The organism is Pseudomonas sp. H1_G08 (assembly GCF_054681355.1).
This window is the reverse complement of the sequence record NZ_CP162822.1, coordinates 4686782-4711841: the sequence shown is the minus strand read 5'-3', so window position 1 is coordinate 4711841 and position 25060 is coordinate 4686782. Positions and strand designations below refer to the sequence as shown.

Below are 25060 nucleotides of genomic sequence, written 5' to 3'. Positions count from 1 at the left end.
CAGCCGATATGGGTCACAGCGACATACGTCGGGGTACATCTGCATTGTTTTGCGTCGATTGAAGCCCCAGCGGCTCCCGTCTGCATTTTGTTGCAGTTTAATTACCAAAACTGTCATCACGCTGCATTAAATTGCGTCTTCACAAAACGAATTAGCCGCGTCATGAGTAAACTCAAATCTGCACGGGACCTTACTGTCCTTGATCGAATGGCGCTCATCGAAAGCATTCAGCAATCACTGGCCGAAGGCACTCTGGAAATCGGTGACGCCGTGCGCCGTTTACGGGTCGAAGTCACCGGTCTGCATCAGTCCCAGTTCGCGAAGATGTGCAAGATTTCAGTGCGCACGCTGGTGCATATCGAACATGGCGAAGGCAATCAGACCCTGAAGTCGCTGAACGCGGTGTTCCGCCCCTTCGGCATGAAAATGGGCGTAGTGCGGATTCGCCGGGACACCATTTGAATGCACCTCAACTACGGCGCACATAAGCCTTGCCGAAATGCCGCTCCATCCGTGCCTGAATCAGCTCCAGCCCGATCGACATCAGCCAGTAGATGATCGCCGCCGTGGTGAGCATTTCGATGTAGCGATAGCTTGAGCGCCCGTAGGACTGGGCGAGAAACATCACTTCCCAGACGCCCATTACCGAGATCAGCGACGAGTCCTTGAGCATCGAGATGAACTGGTTGGTGGTCGGCGGGATAATCGTGCGCATGGCCTGGGGCAGGGTGATGCGCCAGAAGATCACGCTTTCGCGCAGGCCCAGCGCCAGGGATGCTTCGCGTTGGCCGTGATCGACGCCGAGGATGCCGGCGCGGAAGATTTCGCTCAGGTAGGCGCCATAGTTCAGCGACAGGGCAATGATGCCGGCGACGATGGCGCCGGGGACGATGCCCAGTTGCGGCAGGCCGAGGTAGATCAGCAGGATCTGGATCAGCAATGGCGTGCCGCGAAAGAACGAGGTGTAGAAACTGGCGATGCCAAACGCCACGGCGCTGCTCGACAGGCGCGCCAGCGCGGTGATGAAACCGAGCAGCGACGAGGCGATGATCGAGCAGGCGCAGAGAAACAGCGTCAGCGCTGCGCCTTGCAGGAAGCCGTTTGGCGCCAGCTTCAGGCCAACGAGGTTGGGCAGTTTGTCGAGGATGATCGCGAACTTCAGGTCGAAGCTGAGGAAGAATCCGGCGAACAGGCAGAACAGCGCCGCCCACGTCAGGTACAGGCGCGTGCGGAAACCAAAGAGCTTTTGCAGGCGTGTTTCAGCCACCGGTTGCGGTGGCTGTGGCGGGGTCGGAAAAGAAGTCATTGGCTGATATCGGCGCCGATCCATTTCTGCGACAGCTTGCTCAGGGTGCCGTCCTGTTTCAGCTGGGCAAACACCTCGCGCACCTTGGCGTCCCACTGCGGGTCACCCTTTTCGATGGCCACCGAGTTCGGTTCCGAGTACAGCGGTTCGCCGGCCAATTTGAAGCGCTGGTCCTGATTCAGACGCGGCTGTGCGGTGACCAGATTGGTAAGGATTGCATCCAGGCGCACGCCGGCGCCCAGGCCCAGATCCTGGAAGGCGACGTTGTCGGTGTCGTACGGGGCGATCTGCACATCCTCGAACGGATACTGCAACTGCGTATCCTCGGCGCCTTCGATCACCAGATTTTTGTTCAGATAACTTTCGTAGCTGGAGGCGCTGGTCAGGCCGACCTTTTTGCCGCTCAGATCCTTGGCGCTGTGGATGCGATCGTCCTTGGCATTGACCACGATTACCGCTGGCGAGGCGTAGTACTCGACCGGGAAGTCGAACACTTCTGCGCGGGCCTTGCTCGGGGTCATCGAGCAGATGCAGATGTCGTAGCGCCCGCTCCAGCGACCGGCGGCGATCACGTCCCAGGACGGCGTTTCGAGACGCAGTTTGACGCCAAGCTTGTCCGCCACCGCTTTGGCAACGTCGACATCGAAACCGTCGAGTTGATTCTGCTCATTGAGAAATGAGAAGGGCGGATAGCTTTCCATGAGCACGCCGACCAGCTCTTTTTTCTGTTCGACACGGTCCAGCGTCGCGCCGCCGAAGGCTTGGGTGGATGCGGCCAGAATGGTCAGGCCCAGGGCCAATAGCGGTTGGAGTTTCACAGTCGCTTCCTGTTGAAAAAAGAGGTTGTTATTAACCGAGTGGTGCGTATTAAATAGTTATAAGAACGACTCTGATAGTGAGTTATTTTCATAAGCATATGAGTGAAAAGCATATGGGCGCAGCAAGTACGGTCATTCTCGATGGCGGCATGGGCCGTGAATTGCAACGCGCCGGGGCGCCATTTCGCCAGCCGGAGTGGTCGGCACTGGCGCTGAGTGAAGCGCCGCAGGCGGTCGAGGCGGTGCATGCCGCTTACATCAACAGCGGCGCCGACGTGATCACCAGCAACAGTTACGCGGTGGTGCCATTTCACATTGGCGAGGCGCGCTTTGCGGCTGAAGGCCAGGCGCTTGCGGCACTGGCGGGGGAGTTGGCGCGGCGGGCGGTGCAGACATCCGGCAAGCCAGTGCGTGTTGCCGGTTCGTTGCCGCCGCTGTTTGGTTCGTACCGTCCGGATCTGTTCGAGGCTGGTCGCGTGACCGAACTGTTGACGCCTTTGGTTAACGGTCTGGCGCCACATGTGGACCTGTGGCTGGCAGAAACGCAAAGCTCGATCGTCGAGGCCCGCGCTATCTACGCCGGGCTGCCGAAGGACGGTAAACCGTTCTGGCTGTCATTCACGCTCAAGGATGAAGACACCGATGAAGTGCCGCGCCTGCGCTCTGGCGAGCCAGTGGCCGAAGCGGCTGCGGTGGCGGCTGAACTCGGCGTCGAAACCCTGCTGTTCAACTGCAGTCAGCCTGAAGTGATTGGCGCAGCAATCGACGCGGCGCGCGCCACCTTTGAGCGTCTCGGCGTCAGGATCAATATCGGCGCGTATGCCAACGCGTTTCCTCCGCAACCGAAAGAAGCCACGGCCAACGACGGCCTCGACCCGTTGCGTGACGATCTCGATCCGCCGGGGTATCTGCACTGGGCGCTGGACTGGCAACAGCGCGGCGCCAGTCATCTGGGTGGCTGCTGCGGGATCGGCCCGGAGCACATTGCGGTGCTGGCGCAAGAACTGCGTTGTTAAGAAAGACCCCGCCCATTGTGGGAGCGAGCCTGCTCGCGAAAGCGGTCAGTCAGTCAACATCTGCGGTGACTGACACACCGCCTTCGCGAGCAGGCTCGCTCCCACAGGGGTATCCGTGAAGTTCAGCTACGGCATTCGGCCAGACCTTTGAGTTGGCCAGCAGGCGTCTGGTTTTCATCGCTCAGCCAGCGCTCGAACCCTGCACCAATCGCCGGCCATTCCGCATCCAGAATCGAATACCACGCGGTATCGCGGTTCTGCCCCTTGACCACCATGTGCTGGCGAAACACGCCTTCGAAGCTGAAGCCCAGACGCTCGGCCGCGTATTTGGAGCGGGCGTTGCCGTTGTTGCACTTCCATTCCAGGCGCCGGTAACCCAGCTCGAACGAATATTTGGCCAGCAGGTACACCGCCTCGGTGCTTTTCGGCGAGCGTTGCATTGGCGCACCGAAAGTGACGTGGCCGATTTCGATGCGGCCCTGCGCCGGGACGATCGACATCAGGCTGAGGATGCCTTGGACCTGACCAGTCGCACGGTCGATGATGCTGAAGAAATACGGGTCGCTGTTGGCCGCATGATTGTTCAGCCAGTCGTTGAACGCGCTGCGCTCGCGAAACGGACCGTAAGGCAAGTAATCCCAAAGCTTCGGATCGGCACCCGGCCCTTCGAGGGCGGCGTAAAGCTCATCGCCATGACGCGCCGGGTCGAGTTTTTCCAGACGAATGAAACGGCCCTCGAGCAGGGTGGCGGAGGGGGCGGGGACGCCTTTCCAGTCAGCGAGTGAAGCAGTCATGTGCGCGTCTCCTTAAAGGGCTTTACGAAACTGCATGAATCCCGGGCGTTCGGCAATGCGCTCGTAGAGCTGGATCGCCGTGGCGTTGGTTTCATGGGTCAGCCAGTGGACTTTGCAGCAACCATCGGCCTTGGCGGTAGCGTAGACATGCTCGATCAACAGCCGACCGACACCGGTGCCACGGGCTTCCGGCACCACCAGCAGATCCTGCAAATAGCAGGAATTTTCGATGCTCCAGTTCGAGCGATGATAGATGTAATGCACCATGCCCAATGCTTTGCCATCGGCCCACGCGAGGGCGGCGTGGGTCGGTTCATTCGGGTCGAGAAAGCGCTGCCAGGTGCTCTGGGTGACGGCGTCCGGCAGTTCGGTGTTGTAGAAGCGCAAATAGGCTTGCCACAACGGCAGCCAGGCATCGTGGTCGTCGGCGCTGACCTGGCGAATGTCGATCTCAGTCATGGTGATTTCCTTAGCGCATCAAGCGGGCGAGGGTTTGATCGTTGGCGTCGGGGCTGGCGGCGAGGCCTTCGCGCACGCCGGCAATGTCTTCAGCGCTGCGGTTCTGGCTGAGCTTGCGTTTGCCTTCGAGGCGGTCGATGGGAATGGCAAACCCGACGATGGCCTTGAGCATGCCGTCGATGTATTCGGCTGGCGCATCGTCCACCGACCATGGCTGGGCGCGGCCCGCTTCGTGACGGTCAGTCAGGGTGCTGACGATGTCGAGCAAGCGGCCGCCATCGCTGAAGGTCTCGGCCTGACCGTAGGCGTGCACGGCGATGTAGTTCCAGGTCGGCACGACCTTGCCGTGCTCGGCCTTGCTCGGATAGAAGCCCGGGCTGACGTAGGCGTCCGGGCCGGCGAAGATCAACATCGCCTCGGCGCCGTCACGCAGGTCTTTCCACTGCGGATTGGCCTTGGCCAGATGGCCGTAGAGCGTGCCGTATTCACCTTGTTCGCGATGCAGCAGCACCGGCACGTGGCTGGCTTGGAGTCCGTTCTCACCGTGGCTGACCAGAATGGCCAGGCGCGTGGCGAGGATCAGTTCGTGCAGTTGGGACAAGTCTTCGATGGCAAAGGCGCGTGGCGTGTACATGGACAGATTTTCCTTGGCGAATGCCTGCATCCTAGGCAGGCTATTGGTCCGTTGTAAGAGCCATTGCCGAGCCATTTCATAGGTCCATTCGCCATGCCTGATCTGCCACCCTTGTCGATGCCTTTCAATCCGGCCGGAATCGAACTCGATCGCCGTCAGGGCCTGAGTCGCCAGCTCTATCAGTCTTTGCGCCTGCGGGTGCTTGATGGACGTCTGGCCAGTGGCACGCGATTGCCGGCCAGCCGTGACCTGGCCTCGGCGCTGGGCATTTCCCGTAACAGCGTGGTGCGCGCTTACGATCAGTTGTATGCCGAGGGCTTTATCGAAGGGCGCGTGGGCGACGGTACTTACGTGGCGCAATTGGCTCAGGCATCCACGCCTGAGAAAAAACTATCCACAAATTCATCCACAGGCTTGTCAACAGGCTTACCCACAGCCTTATCCACAAATTGGCTGGATTTACCTGTGAATTCATCCAGCAAAGTTATCCACAGCGACGGATTTTCCCGCATTGAAAAGCATCATTTGCCACGACCACCGAGCGGTCCGCCGCGTGCTTTTCGGGTGGGTGTGCCTGCATTCGATCTGTTTCCGTTCGAGGTCTGGGCCAAGCTCAACGCGGCTTTCTGGCGTAAACCGGATTTACAGCAGCTGTGTTACGGCGACCCGGCCGGTGACGCGCGGCTGCGCGGCATGATTGCTGCGTATTTGCGCAGCTCGCGCGGCATGCAGTGCACGGCTGAGCAAATTGTGATCACCAGTGGCGCGCAGCAGGGCATCAGCCTTTGTGCACAGTTGCTGGTCGAGCCGGGGGACGGTGTGGCGATCGAGAATCCGGGCTACCGCGCGGCCGGGCATGCCTTCGCTGTGGCGGGGGCGAAATTGCATGGGGTGGCGGTAGACAGCGACGGCATTGATTGCAGCGCCATGGCTCAGCTCAGCGATTGTCGGGTGGCTTATGTCACGCCGTCTCATCAGTACCCGACCGGAGTGGTGATGAGTCTGGCCCGGCGTCTGGAATTGCTCGCCTGGGCCGAGCGGGTCGGCGGCTGGATCGTCGAAGACGATTACGACGGCGAGTACCGCTACACCGGCGCACCCCTGGCGCCGTTGGCCGCACTTGATCGTCAGGGGCGTGTGCTCTACGTCGGCACCTTCGGCAAGGTCGCTTTTCCGGCGTTGCGCCTTGGTTATCTGGTGCTGCCGCCAGCGCTGGTCGACGCGTTTGCGCAACGCCGCGCCGTCGATGTGCGGCACTCGGAGGTCAGCACCCAAGCGGTGATGGCCGAATTCATGGCTGCCGGGCATTTTCAGCGACATATCCGTCGCATGCGCCGGGCTGCGCTGAGCCGACGCAACTGCCTGCTCGAAGGCTGGCCGACGGTCGCCGGTGTCGGTCAGTTGCCGGCCGTGTCGGCCGGGCTGCACCTGACCGTCGCCGTGGACAGCATCGAGCGCGAGCAGCAATTGATCGCTCAGGCCGCTGATGTCGATGTCGAAATCAACGGCCTGAGCAGCTACTGGTTACCCGACTCGACTACGCCCATGGATCAGCGCGCCGGCCTGGTGCTGGGTTTTGCCGCCGTACCAGAGCCTGCGATCAAAGCGGCGCTGTCGCGTCTGCGGCAGGCTTGGCAAGATTGAAGAACAGCGTTTCGGCGCTGCGACTGGAAATTTCGCTGCGATGGATTTCAATCAGCCTTTGATTATCCACACCCGTTATTTCGGCGACGCCCCCCATGCGGTGCTGAGCGAGCGTTTTCATATGTCCACGCACAAATGCACCAACGGGCGCGTCGACGCTGCTGTAATGGAAATGCGCATAGCAGAGGACCTTGTCGGTATGCGCATCACGAATCTGATACTCGTCGAGAAAATCGTTCTGATGGCGCCTCAGACGCCGTCGGGTCAGGGTTTTCGAGATGCTCACTTCGCCCTTGTCCTTGAGCCACTCGACCCCGGCAGCTGTTGGCAGTTGTTGCTTGACCAGGCGGATTCGCGTGCTGGTGCCTTTTTGCTCCAGTGTCGTAGCCGCAGCGTCGAGCTTGTGGTTGAGCTCTTCGGACGGTTCATGCAGAGCAGCGGTGAGGTTACTCGCCGTTAACGCTTCATCGATCGCCGCACAGGCTTTGCGCAATAGGGTGGCGTGGTTGTGGTATTCCTCTTCGACCTCCACTGGAATGCGCGAGCCGCGTTTGAGACGCGCCTCGATGCGCCGATGAAACGCCGCCAGCCCGTCGATCAATGCCTGCCCTTCGCTGATGCTCTTGTTGAGGTTGGGCCGGGCTTTAGGCAACGGTGCAGGCCGTGCATTCTGCTCGACCCAGATACCTGGCGATTCCTCCTTGAATGTCGCGATCACTCTCGTCAGCGCCGTACCGACTTCGACCAGATCGGTGTTCTTGCCGTCGAGGCTTTTTTTCCGCTGGCCGACCAGGGTGCCCTTGTTGCGTGTCTTGATGATCTGCCGATTCGAAGCTGACGTTGCGGGTCTCGACGGACCGGCTTGCGGCACCAGTAAATGCCGGTAGCGCAACAGGTCGGCGAGTCGGTTGTCGGCGCTATCCTTGAATGCGGCCACGCGCGCCTGCAATTGCCTGAGTCGTTCCGTGTGTATGTGTTCGGAATATTCACTCGCCAGGTCATCGAAACGCTTGTCCACGGAAGCGAACTGTTCGCTCACCTGACTCAGGGCGTCGATGCGTATGCGCAGATCACTGAGGCTTTCATCGGCGCTCAGGTCCCGCGAACTCTGAACGTTCAGCGCAGCATCTTCGAACAGACTGGCCAGCGCTTGTTGTGCCTCGACATGAGCGGTGGAATCGCCGGGTTTGATGCAGGTGTACTGGCCGAGACTGATCTGCAGAGTCTTCAGATCATCCAGCGGGTAGGGCGCCAGGCTGATGTTGTATTTCTGCTTTATCTCCAGGCCATCAGGTCCCAGCCTGGTCAGTTCATCCAGGCAGGCTTCAGCCGACTCCATTTTCTCGATAATGGTTTGAGTGGCATCGTTCAACTGTTCGAACGCAGAGGTGACTGCCTGCGATTCGCCGCGCAGTTCGTCGTCCAGTATCGCCTGCACCCTCAGTACGCGTTGCTGGTAATCCGAAGCGTTATTACTGAGCCACTCCTGCCCCAGAAACAACTGCATGTCCAACCGCTCCGGCATGACCGTGCGGTAGTTGGGAATCGATTGCTTGCAGTTGAGTGTCTTGATCAGCTGAATGTTCGCGGCATATTCGTTGTGCTGTGAATCGAGCGTGGCGAGGTACTGCGCAAGCGCTTGTTCGCGTGCCTGCGCAGGGGCATCGCGCAGGCTGTTGCGTTCGGTATCGAGAAGGCTGCCTTTGCTCTCCATCGTCAAATCGAACGCGGTGATCTGCTCGGACAATACGGCCACCTCTTGGTTTTTTTTGCCTTGCGCCACCTTGCGCCCGTCCTCCAGCCCGCCTCCGCGCAGGCGTAAACGCAGATCTATCACCCATTGGCCATTGGCGGTATAGGCAAGCCTGGGCCCGGCTGGTCGGGTGGGCTGACGCGTATCGACGATGTGCACATCGCCATGCGCGTTGCGCGCGACTTCGAACCAGCGCTCACCGACCCGGGCGTACCATTTGTCTGCGTGGGCGTAGAGGTCTCGGTACGCGCCTTCCCGGGTGGCTGCGCCAAGGGCTTTGGGCTTGCCGACCTCGAAACCGTCCAACAGCGTGGCGAGTGCCGTCGGGGATCGCTTCAGCGCCGTGATGCTGTCGATCGATGTGCCATGGAATTGGGTTAATTGCGGGCCGGTGATATCGGGCTGGCGCAGCGCTTTGACGATTCTGGCGGCAGGTCTGGTCGTCGCTGGGTCCTCTTCGAGCTCCGTGGCCACGGGTGTCGATGGCGCATCGCCCACCGCCGCACGGTGGGCGAGCACCATGCCCAGCGCCAGGAGAATATCGGCGATGGCCGTCCAGGCGATCTTCCCCGATTGCTCGTTGGCGCCGTCGGTGATTTCCTGCAGATCATCCATGATCTGCCAGATCCACGCCGCTGTGCCTACGCTGCGGCCCAGGAACGGCAGCGCGGCATTGAGCATCACCCAGCCGCCCTGTTTCAGCGAGGCCCAGCGTGCTTCGGCATCGGAGACCGACTGCCGGTCGGCTTGAGTGACAAGCGCCTTGACGTTGCTTTCGTGCAGGGTTGCGAGGACATCGCTGGCGATCACCTGAGTGCCCAGCGCAACCGCGCCTGACATATCCAGCGCAGTGGTCGGATTGATCATCAGTTGCGGGATCGTCCACACCGACGGCAGCCTGGCGGTAAAGACGAACTGGCTGTAATTGAAGCGCACATCGTCCGGCAACCAGGCCAGTACCGAGTCACGCAAATGTCGCGAATGCTGGATCGCAAAAAGCAGATTCGCGGGCCCCGGATATTGCAGCAGAGTCTTGTCGAACAGCGGTCGATACAGCACGCACGGTCCTTTGTCGGCATCGCGCGGGCCTATGACATACATGTTGTCGACAGTGTCTGCGGTGGAGCGGCTGCGATGAGCGACGAAGGCCAAAGGGCGAATGACGATTTCCTCGCCATCGACGTAGCGTTCCGCGCCAGTCGTGGCGAATGCGGCGACCACGTATCGATAACCCGATTCATCGAGGCCGGCTCTACCCCGGATCTTGTGCTGCAACGCCAGCAATGGCAGCTCAATGCGCAACTGACTGGTGTAGAGCCCTTGCAACAGCGGCGCTTGCACGGGGTCGTCTAGCAGCATGGCCTTGAGATGCGCCGGGTAGGTCTTGCCGATGTCGACCGTGCTGACCAGTTTTTCCAGAAAAGTCGCGCTCATCCACTCGGGTACCGGGCTGCCATCCTTGTACCGCACAGTCTTGTTGCCCAACGGCAGGCCTGCGAGGTTTTGCAGGGCAAGCTCGGTCAGCGTCCATGTCTGAGCCTGAGTATTTCCCGGCAATACAAACGTGCCCCAGACCACGAGACTGGTGATGGTGATTTCGATGTTGTCGATGTTCACGTCTTTGGCGCCGGGCTGCTCCTTGAGAATCTGTTTGATCAGCGCTGCACGAGTGAACGCCTGCAGGCTGGTGATTTCGCTTTGAAAGGATTTGCCGTTGTTCTCGTGCTGCAGCGTTGTCAGATCCAGCAGGTGCCGGCTGTAACGCGTCTGATCCATGGGCAGTGCGTCGTTCAGCCAGTCCGGAAGCATCGGCTGCAAACGCTCGAAGTGCGCTTCGAGGCGCGGTGTCGGTTGAGCCGGTTTGCCGGCCGTGCCGGTATGCGGATAGACGCGTTTACCAGGGGAATCCTGAAAAAAACTGATTTCGCCCAAGGCATCCGCTTCCATGGAAATCAGCGTGCACGCCTGCTGGTCGAAGAAATTGCCCTGGGGTTCGACCAGCCGCCACTTGAGATCTTCGCCCGAGGCGCTTGCGCCATATATCCGCAGCAGAGCCTCGCCGAGCTCCTCCAGTGAATCGAAACGCTGAAAGCCCTGGGTGACCGCGTGGGTGAGAATCAACTTGCGGTCTGCGATTGTGCCGATCACTACTGCGGCATCGACCAGGGTCAAGTGCGATGACTTGTCGGAGCTACCGCGATCGAGGTCAATCAGATATGCCTTTGCCGAGTACGGGGCGGGGGCCAGGCGTTGTTGCGGGTCGGGCTGTTTGAAAATCGCCCGGGCCATGGCGATCTCGTCAGCGTCCCAGCCGACGCTGGCATCGACGTTCCACAGGTTGCGCAGTGCCTCGGACAACTGCTGCCAGCGCGGTTGCCCGGGGTAGGTGAACTCGTCCCAGTATTCGACGTGCTGCTCCTTGTAGGCGATGAACAGCAGTGGCGCCAGTTCGTTGAGCAACAGGCCGATGGCATCGATCTTTACCGGCAGATGCGCGGGTGCGGGCATGCCGGGTTGCAGGGTCAGATAATGCTCGCCATCAAGGTACGTCACCGTGGTGCCGGACAGGCCGAGCCGCACCAGGGCGTTGGTCAGCGATCCAGCCTGATACCCGTCGGGTACGACTCGACCATCCACAATGGCCCAGGTGGGTTGCACGACCATCGCCAGACGCGGGTCTATGTCGAGATTCGGATACAGCGTCTTGAGGGCATCGCGCAGCGTTTTTGAAGCGACTTCCTGCAGTGAGGGGCCAGTAACCAGCTGAGTCACGATATCGACGGCACTGGCTTTGGGAATGGCGGTCATGGTGGTTTCCTGCTCTGTCGGGACGCCGCAAGGGCGGCGGAGCAGGGCAAGTTAAAAGGCGCAACAGCGACCCGTGCGGTAGATAAAGCTGCCAGGCAAAAAAAAGACCCGCCGAGGCGGGTCTTGAGCAAACGAGCCGGTTTCAGGTCCCGGACTTGATTTTCGTCCACGCTCGCGTGCGTGCGCGTTCGGCATCCCGAGGCAGCGGCTGCAAGGTGTAGAGCGTGCTCATTGCCGCGTCGGTCGGGTACAGGTTCGGGTTGTTGCGAATGGCTGGATCGACCAGGCCGGTGGCGTCCTTGTTCGGGTTCGGATAGCCGACAAAATCGCTGACCGGGGCAATCACCGCCGGTTGCAGCAGATAGTTGATGAAGGTGTAGGCGTCCTCGGTGTTCTTCGCGCCCTTGGGAATGGCGAGCATGTCGAACCAGATCGGCGCGCCTTCTTTGGGCAAGCGCATTTCCACCACCACGCCGTTTTTCGCTTCCTTGGCGCGGTTGGCCGCTTGCGAGAAGCTGCCGGAATAACCGACGGCCACGCAGATGTCGCCGTTGGCGATGTCGGCCATGTACTTGGACGAATGGAAGTAGGTCACGTAAGGACGAATCTTCATCAGCAGCGCTTCGGCCTTGGCGTAATCCGCCGGCTTCTTGCTGTTGGGGTCCAGGCCCAGGTGTTGCAGAGCCAGCGGCAGAATCTCCGACGGTGAGTCGAGCAGGGCGACGCCGCACTGCTTGAGCTTGCTGATGTTCTCTTCCTTGAAGATCAGGTCCCAACTGTCTACCGGCGCGTTATCGCCCAGGGCTGCTTTGATCTTGGCGGGGTTGAAGCCGATCAGAATGGTGCCGTACATGTACGGCACGGCAAATTTGTTTCCAGGATCATTGGCTTCGATCAGCTTCATCAGCTTCGGATCGAGATGATTCCAGTTCGGCAACTTGCTGCGATCAAGCGGCTGGAACACTCCGGCCTCGATCTGCTTGGCGAGGAACACGTTGGACGGCACTACCACGTCATAGCCGGAGTTGCCGGTGAGCAGCTTGGCCTCGAGCGCTTCGTTGGTGTCGAAGATGTCGTAGATCAGTTTGGTCTGGCTGTTCTGTGCCTTGAAGTCGTCCAGCGCCTTGGGCGTGATGTAGTCGAACCAGTTATAAACGCGCAGCGTGCGTTCTTCGGCGTGGGCGCCAGCGCTCAGCATGGCTGCGCACAGCGCCGAGGCGATCAGTCGCTTTTTCATTGTTCGAAACCTTCCAGCACGTTCACTGCGTTGATGCCGATTTCTTCCACCGCGTAGCCACCTTCCATGACGAACAGGGTCGGCTTGCCGAGGGCGGCGATGCGCTTGCCCATGGCCAGGTAATCCGGGCTGTCGAGTTTGAACTGCGAGATCGGATCGTCCTTGAACGTATCGACGCCGAGGGAGACGACAACGATGTCCGCTCCGTAGCGATCAATCTCGTCGCAGGCCTGATCCAGCGCTGCACTCCAGACATCCCAGCCGGAACCGGCCGGCAGCGGATAGTTGAAATTGAACCCTTCACCGGCGCCTTCGCCACGCTCGTCGTCATAGCCGAGGAAGAACGGAAACTCCGCTTCCGGGTGACCGTGGATCGAAGTGAACAGGACGTCGCTGCGTTCATAGAAAATCGACTGAGTGCCGTTGCCGTGGTGGTAGTCGACGTCAAGGATCGCGACTTTCTTGTGGCCCTGATCGAGAAAGGCCTGAGCGGCGATGGCGGCGTTGTTGAGGTAGCAATAACCGCCCATCAAGTCGCTGGCGGCGTGATGTCCCGGAGGACGGCACAGCGCGAAGGCCGCGCGTGCGCCACCCTGGATTTCTGCCTGCGCGGTAAGCGCCACTTGCGCCGCGCTGTAGGCCGCTTGCCAAGTGCCGGCGGTAATCGGCGCGCCGCCGTCGAAGCTGTAATAACCGAGCTGGCCATGCAGGCTGGTCGGCTTGATCGCACGCAGCGTGCGCGCCGGCCAGGTGTAGGGCAGCAAGTCGCCGTCGGTGTTGAACTCGGTCCAGCGTTGCCATGCACCTTTGAAAAATTCCAGATAGTCACGGCTGTGAATGCGCGCGATCGGCTCCAGGCCGAAATCCTTCGGCGCTTCGACCGCCCCGAGGTTTTGCTTCTGCACGCGTTGCAGTACGTGGTCGGCACGCGACGGCATTTCGAAGCACGGCTTGAGCTGGCCATCGATGAGTTCGCAGCGGCCATGGTGCAAGTGGTGATCGTCTGAGTAGATCGTCAGCATTTGTTGTTCTCCGCAAGGCTGATTCGGTGGCTTTCAGTGTTGCGGCGCAGTTTGAATCGGAGAATGTCGGGAGCGGCCAAAAGGGGATCGATATGGCCAAAACCTCTGACCGCAATTCGCCCCTCACAGCCAAAGATCGCAGCCTTCGGCAGCTCACCGATCCCTGTAGGAGCTGCCGAAGGCTGCGATCTTTTGATCTTCAGGATCTGAACTGACTCGGCGCCACGCCACTCCAGCGCACAAATGCATGACGGAAACTCGCGGTCTCGCTGAAGCCCAGCGTCTCGGCGATCCGATAGATCGGCAACTGGTCCTCACACAACATCTGCTTGGCCCGTTCGAAGCGCAGTTCATCGAGCAGTTCCTGATAGCTGCTGCCCATGTCTTTCAAATGCCGGCGCAGGGTGCGCGGTGAGCACTTCATTTGCTGCGCGAGCCCCTCGAGCCCCGGCGCGGCATTCAATTGTGCGCTGAGCAACTGACGAATCCGCCCCAGCCAGGCCTGACGTCCAGTGAACTCAAGATTCTGCTTGCGGCAACGTTCGGCCATGGCCTGATGAGTGATCGCGTCGGCCAGCGGCAGCGGCTGATCGAGCCAGTGGCGGTCGAAGGCGAAGGCGTTGTCTTTGGCCGAGAAGTGCAGTGGCGAGTTAAAGGGTTCGGCGTAGCTGTCGCGGTAGTCCGGCGCTGCATGTTCGAAGCGCGTGGCGCGCAGCGGCAGGGAATGGCCGAGCAAGTCGTCGCAGATGACTTTCAGGGACACCAGACAGAATTCGGCGTTGAACACCGCCATCGCCGCGCTTTCACGGTAATCAGCAGCGACGAACCAGACCTGCTCGCCATCGTCTTCCAGGCTCAGTTCGAACAACGTGCCCAACAGCGCCGGATAACGGATTGCCAGACGCAAAGCGTCACCGAAGGTGGCACAGGTCAGCAGGGCGTAACCGAGCATGCCGTAACAGGACACGTGCATGCGCCGGCCCAATTCGAGACCGATGTCACGCTTGAGCGCGACCGCGTTGGTGCAGACCTGCATCTCTTGATGGGTGGTGATGCGCGTATCGGCACGCTGCAGATCCGCTGCCACGATGCCGCTGCCGGCCAGTAACGCCTCGCTCGACAGGCCTTCGGCCTTGAACGTGTTGAGGATCAGCGAGACCGCGTTGAGGGTGGTGAGGTGGGAGTGGAGCATGGGATCTTCCAGCCTTGAGGTGGCTGGAACGCAGCAAGTTGCATGCCGCAGGCCCTCACCCCAGCCCACTCCCAGAGGGAGAGGGGGCCGAACGGGGGATATTGCAGAAATACACCGACGTGAGACACCGCCGCCGAATCCATAATCGACACTGTTTATAAGGTCGGTGTATAGCGCAAGACACTACGGTCAGTTCCCTCTCCCTCTGGGAGAGGGTTAGGGTGAGGGGCAATCCAGCGCCGAGCTCAGTTCAACTCACCACACAAATCCAGTTCGATCAATCGGCGCACTTCAGCCGTTTCCAGCCCGGCCCCCAGCAAGCCATGCAACTTGCCGAACGCCGCCTCGCGGGTCATGCCGCCACCGGACAACACGCCCACCCCACGCAAGCGGCTGCCAGCCTCGTAGACATCCAGCTCTACCCCGCCTTCATGGCATTGCGTCACTGCCACCACCACCACGCCGTTATCCCGTGCACGGCCAAGGCTGGCGAGGAACTTGGGGTTATCGCTCGGCCCGGTCCCGCTGCCGTAGCATTCCAGCACCAGACCTTGAATGCCGCTGTCGAGCAGGCCGTCGAGGACTTCGGCACTGATGCCGGGAAACAGCGGCAACACCGCGACTTTCGCCAGTTGCTTCGGCTGGTTGTAGTTCAGCGCGCCTGGAATCGAAGGCGCCTTCACACCACCGCCCTGACGCTCCAGGCGTTTGAACGGATGGCGGCCGAAGCTGCGCACTTTCGCGCAGCGGGTCGGTGCCAGCAGTTCGCCGTGGAAGTACAGGTGCACGCCTGGCGCCAGGCCCTGGCCGAGGGCGACCAGCGCGCCGCCGAGGTTTTCCCAGGCATCACTGTCGGTCACGCCCGCCGGCAGCATCGAACCGGTGAAACACACGCGGGCATGCAGGCCGAGCAACTGAAAACTCATCGCCGCCGCGCTGTAGGCCAGGGTGTCGGTGCCGTGCAGGATCAGCACGCTGTCGCAACCTTGCACATCCACGGCATCGACCACCGCTTCGCGCAGTTGCTGCCAGTAGGCCGGGGTCATGTTGGCGCTGTCGATCAGCGGCGACATTTCCCGAAATTGCCACTGCGGCACTACCAGCTCAGGCTGACTGTGCAGGTAGTCGCGCATCCGCGCTTCGAAACCGGACGCCGGGGCCAGACCGTTGGCGCTGGCCTGCATGCCGATGGTGCCACCGGTGTAGAGCACCATGACGTGTTGAGCGGCGGGATAGGTCGACGAGCTCATAGGATTCTCCGAAACGATGAGGGCCCTGTGGGAGCGAGCCTGCTCGCGAAAGCAGTGTGTCATTCAACAATGATGTTGGCTGAAAGTCCGCCATCGCGAGCAGGCTCACTCCTACAAGTTATTGCATCACAATAACTGACGGGCGCAGGGGATGCGCCCGTCATTCACCTGTCAGCGTTGCGCTGCAGGTACGCCTTGCGGCGCAGTTTCAGTCTGGCCCGCCGTTGCTGGCGGGTTCACCGGCCAGGCGTTGCGATCCAGATCCAGATCGGCGAATTTGCTCGAATCAAACACTGGCTGTTTGACGCCGGCGCGACGCTGCTCATCGTAGTCGCGCATCACCCGCAGGCCGACCTTGAACAGCATGGCCAGGGCCACGAGGTTGACGAAGGCCAGGCAGGTCATGGTGATGTCGGCGAAGGCGAACACCGTCGTCAGGTCCTGCATCGAACCCCATACCACCAGCGCCAGCACCAGGCCGCGGAACAGCATCAGCAGGGCGCGGTTACGGCTGAGGAACTGCAAGCTGTTCTCGCCCAGATAGTAGTTGTAGAGGATGCAGGTGAAGACGAACAGCGACAGCGCAACGCTGACGAACATGCGACCCCAGTCACCGACCACCGCAGCCAGCGAGTTCTGGGTCAGGACGATACCGTCACCTTCGAAACCCGGGGTGTAGAAGCCCGACAGCAGGATCAGCAGCGCGGTGCAGGTGCAGATCACGAAGGTGTCGAGGAATACGCTGAAAGCCTGGACCACGCCCTGCGCGCCCGGGTGCTTGACGGCGGCCACGGCCGCGACGTTCGGCGCACTGCCCAGGCCCGCTTCGTTGGCGAACACGCCACGCTTCACGCCCATGACAATGGCGCTGCCGAGCAGGCCGGCAAAGGCCGGGTCGAGGCCGAAGGCGCTCTTGAAGATGGTTTCCAGCATGGCCGGCACGTGTTCGATCTGGGTGCCGATCACGTACAGGGTCACGCCGATGTAGGCCAGGGTCTTGATCGGTACCAGCAGGTCGGAGACCGAAGCGATGCGCTTGATCCCGCCGATAAAGGTGATGGCCAGCAGCACCGCCAGGACGATACCGGTGTGTTGCGGGTTGAAGTCAAAGGCGTTCTGCAGCGAGTGGGTCACGGTGTAGGACTGCAGGCCGATGAAGGCGAAGCCGTAGGTGACCAGCAGCAGAACGGAGAACACTATCGCCATGCCTTTGAGCTTGAGCCCGTGCTGGATGTAGTAGGCCGGACCGCCACGGTACAGGCCGTCGCCATCCGCGCGCTTGTAGACCTGGGCCAGGGTGCACTCGAAGAAGCTGCTGGACATGCCGACCAGTGCGGTCACCCACATCCAGAACACCGCACCCGGACCACCGAGAGTCACGGCGATGCCGACACCGGCGATGTTGCCTGCACCGACGCGGCCGGCGAGGCTGAGCATCAAGGCCTGGAACGAGCTGAGTTGCCCGGCGCTGCCTTTGAGGCTGTCGCGGAACACCGCGAACATGTGGAAGAAATGACGCAGTTGAACGAAACGCGAGCGAATCGTGAAGTAACTACCGAGCCCGACAATGAGCACGATCAGTACTTTCCCTGAGAGGAAGTCGTTGATGACTTCGAGCATGGATTTATCCTCGCTGTTTTTTGTGGGTGCAAATGCTGGATCGGAGAAACATCGTGTTACACCGGTCTGCGCACGGCACGACGGGTGAGGCGAAGGTTTCGTCCCGGATCCATATCGCGGGTTTTGTTATTAGTTCGGGTTTCGCATGGGTTATGGCCTCGTTACCAACGACCGCTCACGCGAAGAGGGGCGGCACTATACCGATCAGTGGCGCGCCCGTCTGCACGGTAGTGGTGCAAGCGACGAAACGAGGTTGCTGCAAATCAAAAGATCGCAGCCTTCGGCAGCTCCTACAGGTGCACGTCAATCCTGTAGGAGCTGCCGAAGGCTGCGATCTTGGCGGTATCGAATACACAAAGCATCTAACGTCCTGCCCGCAAAGAAGTTAAAAAAAAGGGCTCGGGGACAAAATCCCCAAGCCCTCAAAAGGTGAGAGGTGTCTAGTCCCTCGACCTGGTGAGCGGTGCTACAAGTTCGCGTCGGCTCAGGCTTTGAGCGGAACCAGACGCGGGGCAATCATGTTTTCCGGGCGCAGGATGTCGGCGAGCATGGCTTCGTCGAGCAGACCTTCTTCGCGCACCAGTTCCAGCACGCCGCGGCCGCTTTCGAGAGCGATACGGGCGATGCGGGTGGCGTTTTTGTAGCCGATGTACGGGTTCAGTGCGGTGACCAGACCGATCGAGTGCTCGACCAGTTCACGGCAGCGCGCTTCGTTGGCGGTGATGCCGACGATGCAGTGCTCGCGCAGCATGTCCATGGCACGTTGCAGCAGGCGGATCGAGTCGAGGATCTTGAAAGCGATCAGCGGCTCCATCACGTTCAGTTGCAGCTGGCCGCCTTCGGCTGCCATGGTCAGCGCCAAGTCGTTACCGATGACCTGGAACGCGACCTGGTTCACGGCTTCCGGGATCACCGGGTTGACCTTGCCGGGCATGATCGAGCTGCCTGGCTGACGCGCCGGCAGGTTGATCTCATTGATGCCGGTGCGTGGGCCGCTGGACAGCAGGCGCAGGTCGTTGCAGATCTTCGACAGCTTGACCGCAGTGCGCTTGAGCATGCCGGAAAACAGCACGAAGGCGCCCATGTCGGAGGTCGCTTCGATCAGGTCGGCGGCCGGTACCAGCGGTTGCCCGCTGATCAGCGCCAGACGCTGTACCGCCAGCGCCTGATAACGCGGGTCGGCGTTGATGCCGGTGCCGATCGCGGTGCCGCCCAGGTTGACTTCGGTCAGCAGTTCCGGGGCCAGCGTCTTCAGACGCGCGAGGTCTTCGCCCATGGTGGTGGCGAACGCGCGGAATTCCTGGCCGAGGGTCATCGGCACGGCGTCTTGCAGCTGGGTACGGCCCATTTTCAGGACGTGGTCGAACTCTTTACCCTTGGCCGCGAACGCCTGAATCAGGCTGTCGAGACTGGCCAGCAGCGCGTCGTGACCGAGCAGCAGACCCAGGCGGATCGCCGTCGGGTAGGCGTCGTTGGTCGACTGCGCCATGTTCACGTCGTCGTTCGGGTGCAGGTACTGGTATTCGCCTTTCTCGTGGCCCATCGCTTCCAGAGCAATGTTGGCGATCACTTCGTTGGCGTTCATGTTGGTGGAGGTGCCGGCGCCACCTTGAATCATGTCGACCACGAACTCTTCGTGGTAATCGCCGCGGATCAATCGCGCACAGGCTTCGCTGATGGCAGCGTGCTTGGCTTCGCTCAGGTGACCCAGCTCGCGGTTGGCGTCAGCGGCGGCCTGTTTGACCATCGCCAGGCCCACAACCAGTTTCGGGTAATGCGAAATCGGAACGCCCGAGAGGCGGAAGTTATTCACCGCTCGCAGGGTCTGGATGCCGTAATACGCATGGGCCGGTACTTCGAGGGCGCCAAGCAGGTCGGTTTCTGTGCGGAAAGATGCAGCGGAGGACATGATAGAAATCATCTCGATAAGGACCCGGTCTGTGCCGGAACGCTGCGAATGCTAGGCTTGTGGGGATTTTTGGGCCAATGCTGTTCAGCACTGCCCTATGCACATTCGGCATAATGCCCGTGTGACGCCGCCTGTGCGGCAGACGTGTGACCTGTTTTGGTGCGTGTCCGGGAGGACGTGATGAATCTGGAAAGCAAATGGCTCGAGGACTTCAGTGCCCTGGCCGCCACCCGCAGCTTCTCTCAGGCGGCCGAACGGCGCTTCGTGACCCAGCCGGCATTCAGTCGGCGGATCCGCAGCCTCGAAGCGGCGCTGGGGCTGACTCTGGTCAATCGCTCGCGCACGCCGGTCGAACTGACGGCGGCGGGGCAGTTGTTTCTGGTGACTGCGCGCACCGTGGTCGAACAACTCGGTGAAGTGCTGCGCCACCTGCATCATCTGGAAGGCGGGCAGGGCGAGGTCATGCAAGTCGCAGCGGCGCACTCGCTGGCGCTAGGCTTTTTCCCGCGCTGGATCGCCCAGTTGCGCAACGAAGGGCTGAACATCGCCACACGGCTGGTGGCGACCAACGTTGGCGACGCCGTGCACGCTTTGCGTGAAGGTGGCTGCGATCTGATGCTGGCGTTCTACGACCCGGATTCGGCGATGCAGATGGACCCGGAGATTTTCCCGTCGCTGCACTTGGGCCAGACCGAAATGCTGCCGGTGTGCGCGGCAGATCTGGATGGCAAACCGCTGTTCGATCTGGAAGGCGAGGCGAGTGTGCCGTTGCTGGCTTACAGCGCCGGGGCGTTTCTTGGGCGTTCGGTGAACGGCTTGCTGCGCCAGCGCCAGTTGCGTTTCACCACGATCTACGAAACCGCGATGGCCGACAGCCTGAAAAGCATGGCCCTGGAAGGCCTCGGCATTGCCTGGGTGCCGCAACTGAGCGTACGCGCCGAACTGGCTCGCGGTGAACTGGTGGTGTGCGGCGGCCCGCAGTGGCATGTGCCGCTGGAGATTCGTTTGTACCGCTGCGCCTTGGTGCGCAAGGCCAACGTGCGGTTGCTGTGGCGCAAGCTTGAAGGCGGCGCTGCGCAAGGTACAACCGGAACCTGAGGTGAACGAAACACCCTGTGGGAGCTGGCTTGCCAGCGATTGCGGTGGTTCAGTCACCTTCTCTTTTTACTGATGCGACGCCATCGCTGGCAAGCCAGCTCCCACAGGGATCCGGAGATGTCTCGGTGCTGACCTTTAAGTCAATAAAACCGGGCGTTTCGCTCATTTGACAGATGGTCGTTTCGGGGGCTGTTTATTGCTTTCTTTGCGGTATACTGCGCGGCCTTCGGCCGGCACGTCCGGCCATTTTTCGTACAATCAAGCCACGCAACCTGCGTGGCTTGTTGTTTTATGACGCGCCTGCGGGCGCTCCAGAGAGAAGAGGCGCGACGATGAGTGCACTGGTTGGCGTGATCATGGGCTCCAAGTCCGATTGGTCCACCCTTAGCCACACCGCCGATATGCTGGAAAAGCTCGGCATCCCGTACGAGGTCAAGGTGGTTTCCGCCCACCGCACCCCGGATCTGCTGTTCCAGTACGCCGAAGAGGCTGAAAGCCGCGGCATCGAGGTGATCATCGCCGGTGCCGGTGGCGCAGCCCACTTGCCAGGCATGTGTGCGGCCAAGACCCACCTGCCGGTGCTGGGCGTGCCGGTGCAGTCGGCCATGCTCTCGGGCGTCGATTCGCTGCTGTCGATCGTGCAGATGCCAGCTGGCATTCCGGTTGCCACCCTGGCCATCGGCAAGGCTGGCGCAATCAACGCCGCCCTGCTCTCGGCGAGCATCCTCGGCGCCAAGCACCCGCAGTTCCACGCGGTACTGAAAACCTTCCGTGCCGAGCAGACAGACAGCGTCCTGGACAATCCAGACCCACGTATTGCCTGAGGTTGTTGAGATGAAGATCGGTGTAATCGGTGGCGGCCAGTTGGGTCGCATGTTGGCCCTGGCGGGCACTCCGCTGGGCATGAACTTCGCTTTCCTCGACCCTGCGCCGGACGCCTGTGCGGCCGCGCTGGGCGAACACCTGCGGGCCGATTACGGCGATCAGGATCATCTGCGCCAACTGGCCGATGAAGTCGATCTGGTGACCTTCGAATTCGAAAGCGTCCCGGCCGAAACCGTGGCGTTTCTCTCGCAATTCGTGCCGGTGTACCCGAGCGCCGAAGCCCTGCGCATTGCTCGTGACCGCTGGTTCGAAAAGAGCATGTTCAAGGACCTCGGCATTCCGACCCCGGCCTTCGCCGACATCCAGTCGCAAGCCGACCTGGATGCCGCCGTCGCTTCCATCGGTCTGCCGGCCGTGCTGAAAACCCGCACCCTGGGTTATGACGGCAAGGGCCAGAAAGTCCTGCGCAAACCGGAAGACGTGGCGGGTACGTTCGCCGAACTGGGCAGCGTTGCCTGCTTGCTGGAAGGCTTCGTGCCGTTCACCGGCGAAGTGTCGCTGATCGCCGTGCGTGCCCGCGATGGTGAAACGAAGTTCTATCCACTGGTGCACAACACCCACGACAGCGGCATTCTCAAGCTGTCGGTGGCCAGCACCGATCACCCGTTGCAGGCGCTGGCGGAAGATTATTCCAGTCGCGTGCTCAAACACCTCGACTACGTCGGCGTGATGGCTTTTGAGTTTTTCGAAGTCGACGGTGGCCTGAAAGCCAACGAAATCGCCCCGCGCGTGCACAACTCCGGGCACTGGACCACCGAAGGTGCCGAGTGCAGCCAGTTCGAAAACCACCTGCGCGCCGTGGCCGGCCTGCCGCTGGGTTCGACCGCCAAGGTCGGCGAGAGCGCGATGCTCAACTTCATCGGCGTAGTGCCGCCGGTGGAGAAAGTCATCGCTATCGAAGACTGCCACTTGCATCACTACGGCAAAGCTTTCAAGGCCGGACGCAAGGTCGGCCACGCCAACCTGCGCTGCGCTGACATGGCCACGCTGCAAGCGCAGATCATCAAGGTCGAAGCGCTGATCGCCGAGTAAACCAGTTTCATGTGGCCGCGGCGGAACCATTCAGGGGCCGCCGTTCTCTCATGGCAGGATGCGAAACACTGGCTAGTCTTTCGCATATCTTCCAAATCAGAGGGAAATGCCATGGGAATTATCGGAACCATCTTTATCGGCTTGATCGTCGGCCTGCTGGCTCGGTTCCTGAAACCGGGCGATGACAGCATGGGCTGGATCATGACCATCCTGCTCGGTATCGGCGGTTCGCTGGCGGCCACCTACGGCGGCCAGGCTCTGGGCATCTATCAGGCGGGCGAGGGCGCTGGTTTCCTCGGCGCACTGGTCGGCGCTGTCGTGTTGCTGGTGATCTACGGTCTGATCAAAAAGAACTGATCGAAAGCGACAAAGCCCTCTCGGCCATCACGGCCGGGAGGGCTAGAATGCGCGGCGACTCACCGTCCATTCCTTTGCCTGCCGAGCACCTTCATGCGCCGTCTTCTGTTGACTCTCCTCTTGCTGGGCAGCTATCTCGCCCACGCCGGCGAACTGCCGGAAACCGACTGGCTGGAACTGATGCCCAAGTCGGATCAAAAGGCCCTTGAGGCCATGCCGGAAATCGACCACAACTCTCCCGAAGCCACCGGCACCTTCACCGAGAAGGGCGGGATGAAGCAGGCCAAGGGTCTGCCAGCGGTGATGTATTCGACGAAAACCGTAGCGTCGATGAACGACAAACACATCCGCATCGGTGGTTACCCGGTGCCGCTGGAATCCGACGCCAAGGGCCGCAGTACGTTGTTCTTCCTCGTGCCCTATCCGGGCGCCTGCATCCACGTACCGCCACCACCACCGAATCAACTGGTGCTGGTGCGTTACCCGAAAGGCTTGAAGCTGGAGGACATCTACACACCGCTGTGGGTGACCGGCACGCTTAAAATCGAAAAGGTCAGTAATGACCTGGCGGATGCGGCGTATGCGCTGGAGGCGGAGAAGGTGCGGGTGGTGCAGGAGGCTGACCTCTAAAGCGCGCCGCACATAAATTTGGGAGCGAGCCTTTGTGGTGAGGGGATTTATCTGTGGTGAAGGGATTTATCTGTGGCGAGGGGATTTATCCCCGCTGGACTGCGCAGCAGGCCCCAGCTTTTGATTTAAAAAAAAAGCGGGGGCCGCTTCGCGACCCAGCGGGGATAAATCCCCTCGCCACGGGGCTCTTTGCCCTTTTGTATTGCGCTAGAGCTTAGAACGGCGTAGCGGCTACGCTGACACCCATGGTATGGCTCGCACCCGGCGCCAGGGTCACCAGATCATCCATCACATTCGCCGTTTCGATGCACAGCATGCGCTGCCAGCCATCGTTGTCCATGTCCGGCAGTGCGGCGGCGCGGTCGATCCACGGGTTCCAGATCACCGCAGTGCGCGAGCCGGTAGAGGTCAGCACGATGCGTCGTTCCCAGGTCGCATCAACGATGCTCAATTGCGGCGGAACGTCGAGGTAGATGCGGTCGGTCTCGCCGGCGAAATGCAGATCGCCGCTTTGGCTGGCCGTGTTCCAGTCGTCCAGGGTCTCGATGTAGTTGAGCCCGGCCACGCCGTCGACATGCACATTACGCACGTCACTCACGGCGAAATAGGTGTGCAGCGCCTGACTCAGCGTGACGCTGTCAGTCCCCCGGTTATGGCTGGTCAGACTGTAATGCAGTTGATCCGCCAGATGCAGGGTCAGGGTCAGATCGACTTCGTGGGGCCAGCCCGGCAGGCCACCTTCCGGGTAGGGCAGCTTGAATTCGACCTTGATGCCGTCAGCCTCTGATTCGATGTTGCCCAACTCCCAGTCCATCGCCCGCACCAGACCGTGCGCGGGGGCCGGCTGCTCGCCGGTGTACATGGCCTGCACGCTGCTCGGGTTGCGTTCGAATTTGCCAAACCACGGCCAGCACACCGGCACGCCGGCGCGGATGCTTTTGCCGGTCTTGAACTCGGCCTTGTCGTTGAGCCAGATGATCGGCGGCTGGCCGTCGATCTGATAACTGAGGATGTGCGCGCCTTGCTGGGCCACCAGCACTTCGGCCTTGCCGTGGCGGATGCGCCAGCAGTTCAGTTCATCCTGTTTCACGGCTTCAACGTTGGGCGTGTTCATGGGCAACTCTCGATCAGACACTGGGGACGACTATCGACCGCAAAACGGTCGCGAGGTTTAACGCGCGCGTGGCGGCACCGAACGGGTGCGACCGCTGCCGTCGATGGCGACGAAAACGAAAACCGCTTCGGTGACCTTGCGCCATTCGCTGGAGAGTGGGTCATCGCTCCACACTTCGACCATCATCTGGATCGAGCTGCGTCCGATTTCCAGGGTCTGGGTATAAAAGGACAACTGCGCGCCGACCGCGACCGGGACGAGGAACGCCATGCGGTCGATGGCGACAGTGGCAACGCGGCCACCGGCCACCCGGCTGGCCATGGCGGTGCCGGCCAGATCCATCTGCGCGACCAGCCAGCCGCCGAAAATATCGCCAAAGCCGTTGGTTTCGCGGGGAAGTGCGGTGATTTGCAGGGCCAGGTCGCCCTGTGGGATCGGATCTTCTTGTTCGAGCTCTATCATGCCGAGGGGCCTCTGACCCA

22 protein-coding genes are annotated in these 25060 nt (G+C 61.0%); 8 read left to right on the top strand and 14 right to left on the bottom strand.

Going from position 1 to position 25060, the window contains the following annotated elements; all coding sequences use genetic code 11:
• Nucleotides 1-162 precede the first annotated feature (162 nt).
• Nucleotides 163-462, top strand: a complete 300-nt coding sequence (locus AB4N85_RS21460; RefSeq protein WP_252868491.1) for a helix-turn-helix domain-containing protein — start codon at nt 163-165, stop codon at nt 460-462.
• Nucleotides 463-469: 7 nt separating this feature from the next.
• On the opposite strand, the gene AB4N85_RS21455 is transcribed toward AB4N85_RS21460, so the two are convergent.
• Both AB4N85_RS21455 and AB4N85_RS21450 read right to left on the bottom strand, forming a co-directional pair.
• The gene (locus AB4N85_RS21455; protein ID WP_056790962.1) at nt 470-1306 is read right to left on the bottom strand and encodes an amino acid ABC transporter permease; all 837 of its coding nucleotides are present in this window, start codon (nt 1304-1306) and stop codon (nt 470-472) included.
• The gene (locus tag AB4N85_RS21450) at nt 1303-2124 is read right to left on the bottom strand and encodes an ABC transporter substrate-binding protein (protein WP_076564634.1); all 822 of its coding nucleotides are present in this window, start codon (nt 2122-2124) and stop codon (nt 1303-1305) included. Before AB4N85_RS21450 ends, AB4N85_RS21455 begins: the two co-directional genes overlap by 4 nt.
• A 113-nt stretch (nt 2125-2237) precedes the next feature.
• On the opposite strand from AB4N85_RS21450, the gene AB4N85_RS21445 reads away from it, so the two are divergent.
• Nucleotides 2238-3140 (top strand): homocysteine S-methyltransferase family protein, encoded by a 903-nt coding sequence (locus AB4N85_RS21445; protein ID WP_252868490.1) that lies wholly within the window; start codon nt 2238-2240, stop codon nt 3138-3140.
• A 122-nt stretch (nt 3141-3262) separates the two neighbouring features.
• On the opposite strand, the gene AB4N85_RS21440 is transcribed toward AB4N85_RS21445, so the two are convergent.
• The 3 genes from AB4N85_RS21440 to AB4N85_RS21430 are packed head-to-tail and all read right to left on the bottom strand — an operon-like array spanning nt 3263 to nt 5027.
• Entirely contained in the window at nt 3263-3934 is a 672-nt protein-coding gene (locus AB4N85_RS21440; RefSeq protein ID WP_252868489.1) for a GNAT family N-acetyltransferase, read from the bottom strand.
• 12 nt (nt 3935-3946) lie between these two features.
• Entirely contained in the window at nt 3947-4393 is a 447-nt protein-coding gene (locus tag AB4N85_RS21435) for a GNAT family N-acetyltransferase (RefSeq protein ID WP_252868488.1), read from the bottom strand.
• Between the two features lie 10 nt (nt 4394-4403).
• Nucleotides 4404-5027 carry an FMN-binding negative transcriptional regulator gene (locus AB4N85_RS21430; protein ID WP_252868487.1) on the bottom strand — a complete coding sequence of 208 codons (624 nt, stop codon included), beginning with the start codon at nt 5025-5027 and terminating at the stop codon, nt 4404-4406.
• A 93-nt stretch (nt 5028-5120) separates the two neighbouring features.
• On the opposite strand from AB4N85_RS21430, the gene pdxR reads away from it, so the two are divergent.
• Nucleotides 5121-6671, top strand: coding sequence for a MocR-like pyridoxine biosynthesis transcription factor PdxR (gene pdxR / locus AB4N85_RS21425; protein ID WP_252868486.1), 1551 nt, complete (start codon nt 5121-5123; stop codon nt 6669-6671).
• Here pdxR and AB4N85_RS21420 read toward each other — a convergent pair.
• From AB4N85_RS21420 to aspA, 7 genes are all read right to left on the bottom strand, one after another.
• Nucleotides 6628-11232 (bottom strand): dermonecrotic toxin domain-containing protein, encoded by a 4605-nt coding sequence (locus AB4N85_RS21420; RefSeq protein WP_252868485.1) that lies wholly within the window; start codon nt 11230-11232, stop codon nt 6628-6630. The genes pdxR and AB4N85_RS21420 overlap by 44 nt on opposite strands.
• A gap of 142 nt (nt 11233-11374) precedes the next feature.
• Nucleotides 11375-12469 (bottom strand): polyamine ABC transporter substrate-binding protein, encoded by a 1095-nt coding sequence (locus AB4N85_RS21415; RefSeq protein ID WP_150637189.1) that lies wholly within the window; start codon nt 12467-12469, stop codon nt 11375-11377.
• Complete coding sequence (locus AB4N85_RS21410; RefSeq protein WP_236167794.1) at nt 12466-13491, bottom strand: histone deacetylase family protein; 1026 nt, start codon at nt 13489-13491, stop codon at nt 12466-12468. Before AB4N85_RS21410 ends, AB4N85_RS21415 begins: the two co-directional genes overlap by 4 nt.
• A 199-nt stretch (nt 13492-13690) precedes the next feature.
• Nucleotides 13691-14683 carry an AraC family transcriptional regulator gene (locus tag AB4N85_RS21405; protein ID WP_095181211.1) on the bottom strand — a complete coding sequence of 331 codons (993 nt, stop codon included), beginning with the start codon at nt 14681-14683 and terminating at the stop codon, nt 13691-13693.
• A 245-nt stretch (nt 14684-14928) separates the two neighbouring features.
• Nucleotides 14929-15933 carry an asparaginase gene (locus AB4N85_RS21400; RefSeq protein WP_252868484.1) on the bottom strand — a complete coding sequence of 335 codons (1005 nt, stop codon included), beginning with the start codon at nt 15931-15933 and terminating at the stop codon, nt 14929-14931.
• A 171-nt stretch (nt 15934-16104) separates the two neighbouring features.
• Nucleotides 16105-17553, bottom strand: a complete 1449-nt coding sequence (locus AB4N85_RS21395) for an alanine/glycine:cation symporter family protein (protein WP_150637183.1) — start codon at nt 17551-17553, stop codon at nt 16105-16107.
• A 484-nt stretch (nt 17554-18037) separates the two neighbouring features.
• The gene (aspA, locus tag AB4N85_RS21390; protein ID WP_016772472.1) at nt 18038-19462 is read right to left on the bottom strand and encodes an aspartate ammonia-lyase; all 1425 of its coding nucleotides are present in this window, start codon (nt 19460-19462) and stop codon (nt 18038-18040) included.
• 180 nt (nt 19463-19642) lie between these two features.
• Between aspA and AB4N85_RS21385 the strand changes: the two genes are divergently transcribed.
• The 5 genes from AB4N85_RS21385 (at nt 19643) to AB4N85_RS21365 (ending at nt 23464) form a co-directional block, all read left to right on the top strand.
• Entirely contained in the window at nt 19643-20560 is a 918-nt protein-coding gene (locus tag AB4N85_RS21385; RefSeq protein WP_150742873.1) for a LysR substrate-binding domain-containing protein, read from the top strand.
• 332 nt (nt 20561-20892) lie between these two features.
• Nucleotides 20893-21384: a 5-(carboxyamino)imidazole ribonucleotide mutase gene (gene purE, locus AB4N85_RS21380; protein ID WP_007920220.1), complete on the top strand. Its 492-nt coding sequence runs from the start codon at nt 20893-20895 to the stop codon at nt 21382-21384.
• A gap of 10 nt (nt 21385-21394) precedes the next feature.
• Nucleotides 21395-22477 carry a 5-(carboxyamino)imidazole ribonucleotide synthase gene (locus tag AB4N85_RS21375; RefSeq protein WP_041476593.1) on the top strand — a complete coding sequence of 361 codons (1083 nt, stop codon included), beginning with the start codon at nt 21395-21397 and terminating at the stop codon, nt 22475-22477.
• A gap of 111 nt (nt 22478-22588) precedes the next feature.
• Nucleotides 22589-22834 (top strand): GlsB/YeaQ/YmgE family stress response membrane protein, encoded by a 246-nt coding sequence (locus tag AB4N85_RS21370; protein WP_016772475.1) that lies wholly within the window; start codon nt 22589-22591, stop codon nt 22832-22834.
• 93 nt (nt 22835-22927) lie between these two features.
• Nucleotides 22928-23464 carry a DUF3299 domain-containing protein gene (locus AB4N85_RS21365; protein ID WP_056790934.1) on the top strand — a complete coding sequence of 179 codons (537 nt, stop codon included), beginning with the start codon at nt 22928-22930 and terminating at the stop codon, nt 23462-23464.
• A gap of 214 nt (nt 23465-23678) precedes the next feature.
• Here AB4N85_RS21365 and AB4N85_RS21360 read toward each other — a convergent pair whose 3' ends face one another.
• Together AB4N85_RS21360 and AB4N85_RS21355 are read right to left on the bottom strand one after the other, a co-directional pair.
• Nucleotides 23679-24578: a D-hexose-6-phosphate mutarotase gene (locus tag AB4N85_RS21360; RefSeq protein ID WP_150637181.1), complete on the bottom strand. Its 900-nt coding sequence runs from the start codon at nt 24576-24578 to the stop codon at nt 23679-23681.
• Nucleotides 24579-24635: 57 nt separating this feature from the next.
• Nucleotides 24636-25040 (bottom strand): acyl-CoA thioesterase, encoded by a 405-nt coding sequence (locus AB4N85_RS21355; protein WP_003229628.1) that lies wholly within the window; start codon nt 25038-25040, stop codon nt 24636-24638.
• Nucleotides 25041-25060: the final 20 nt, after the last annotated feature.